Source organism: Candidatus Thorarchaeota archaeon, assembly GCA_013388835.1.
Lineage (GTDB): Archaea > Asgardarchaeota > Thorarchaeia > Thorarchaeales > Thorarchaeaceae > JACAEL01.
The window spans coordinates 1-1,805 of sequence record JACAEL010000109.1; the positions used below are offsets into that span (position 1 = coordinate 1).

General features: G+C 43.5%; 2 protein-coding genes. One reads left to right on the top strand and one right to left on the bottom strand.

Annotated features, from left to right (window positions below; translation table 11 throughout):
• Window positions 1–299: sodium/proton-translocating pyrophosphatase (locus HXY34_14160; GenBank protein NWF97278.1), on the bottom strand; the 299-nt coding region annotated here is incomplete at its 3' end.
• A 172-nt stretch (window positions 300–471) separates the two neighbouring features.
• Between HXY34_14160 and HXY34_14165 the strand changes: the two genes are divergently transcribed.
• Window positions 472–1,805: HAD-IC family P-type ATPase (locus HXY34_14165; protein ID NWF97279.1), on the top strand; the 1,334-nt coding region annotated here is incomplete at its 3' end.

Below are 1,805 nucleotides of genomic sequence, written 5' to 3' on the forward strand. Positions count from 1 at the left end.
GAACAGAATGAACCGAACATGTAAGCTGCTGGCAATTCAACATTCCGTAGAAGGTTATGCGACTCCCACAGCGGCTGAGGCAAGAATATGCCGATCAGTATCGCCACGACGCTTACGAATATTGCCAGCATCGTGTACTCTCGTCTTATGAAGGCTGCAGCTCCTTCTTTGATCAAGTCGGAAATTTCTTTCATTTTTTCAGTTCCGCTGTCTTGCTTGTTGACGTAATTGTAAAAGTAAAGTCCCACCAAAATTGAGATCAAAGCAGAAAAAGGCGCTATAAGCCACATTTCAAACATTTTTCGGTTCCCCTTCTCCTATGCATTTTCCGAATTTTTCTAAATATCCCTAAAGTGATGTATAAAATCATATAAACTTATTTACTGGAAATCATTTTCCGGCTTAGAAAAGATTATTACTTGTGTTGTTCAACGGAATACAGTTCAAAATATCCAATGTGGGGCTCAGAGCATGTCAAAACCTTGGCACGCGATGGAAATCGAAGAAACTTTCAAAGCATTGAATGCTAAGGAAACTGGCTTAAGCCAAGAAGAAGTGCAGAAACGTCTAAGCCAATATGGAACAAATGAATTGAGAAAGGAGAAGCAAACATCTCCGGTAGAACTTTTCGCTAGACAGTTCAAAGACATTCTCATTATAATATTGCTCATCGCCACGGGGCTTTCGCTCTATTTGGGCGAAGTTGTCGATGCAATTGTCATTATAGCCATAGTTTTTGCCTGCGCAGTTCTAGGATTTGTAGAAGAATATCGGTCTGAAAAAGCGTTAGAAGCACTAAAGAAGATGACTGCCCCAACAGCCACAGTTTTACGCGACGGAAAGGAAGTCAAAATTCCAACAAGCGAGATTGTTCCTGGCGACATTGTTTTGTTGTACACGGGGGATAAAGTTCCGGCAGATTCTCGACTCATTGAAGCGGTCAACCTGAAAATTGATGAAGCGCCTTTAACAGGAGAATCAACTCCAGTGAATAAGGATGTTAACCCATCACCGCAGGATGCACCACTCAATGATAGGCGAAATATTGTATTTACTGGAACAGTTGTCGTGTATGGACGCGGTAAAGCGGTTGTCACGTCAACAGGGATGAACACTGAGTTTGGAAAAATAGCCAAGATGGTTCAAATGACTGGAGAGGAGGAAACTCCTCTTGAAAAGAGAATGGCGTCCGTTGGGAAATGGATAGGATTACTTGCTATAGGAGTTTGCTTGACAGTAGCAGCCATCGGGGTTATTGAAGGACGTGATCTTTTAGGCATGGTTCTGTGGGGAGTAAGCCTAGCCGTAGCAGCAGTGCCAGAAGCTCTGCCTGCGATTGTAACCGGAGCACTTGCAGTTGGCATGTATAGAATGGCTAAAGTAAACACAATAGTCAGAAGACTCCCAGCCGTCGAAACCTTAGGATGCACCAGCGTCATATGCTCCGACAAAACTGGAACAATGACGAAAGGTGAGATGACAGTTCAAAGAATCTTTGTAGATTGTAAGCCGATCAAGGTTTCAGGCGTAGGCTACGAACCAGAAGGAGACTTCATATTTGAAGACAAAAAAATCGACCCAACGCAAGAGGAGCTCGTTCTGCTTCTGAAAGCTGCCGCATTGTGCAATGATGCCAAGTTAGAGAAAGAAGGTGAAAAATGGGTTATCAAAGGTGACCCAACAGAGGGCGCATTGATCGTGACAGCAGCTAAGGCAGGATTATGGAAAGAAGAACTGGAAAAAGAAACCCCACGCATCGGAGAAATCCCATTTTCCTCGGAAAGAAAACGTATGACCACAATCCA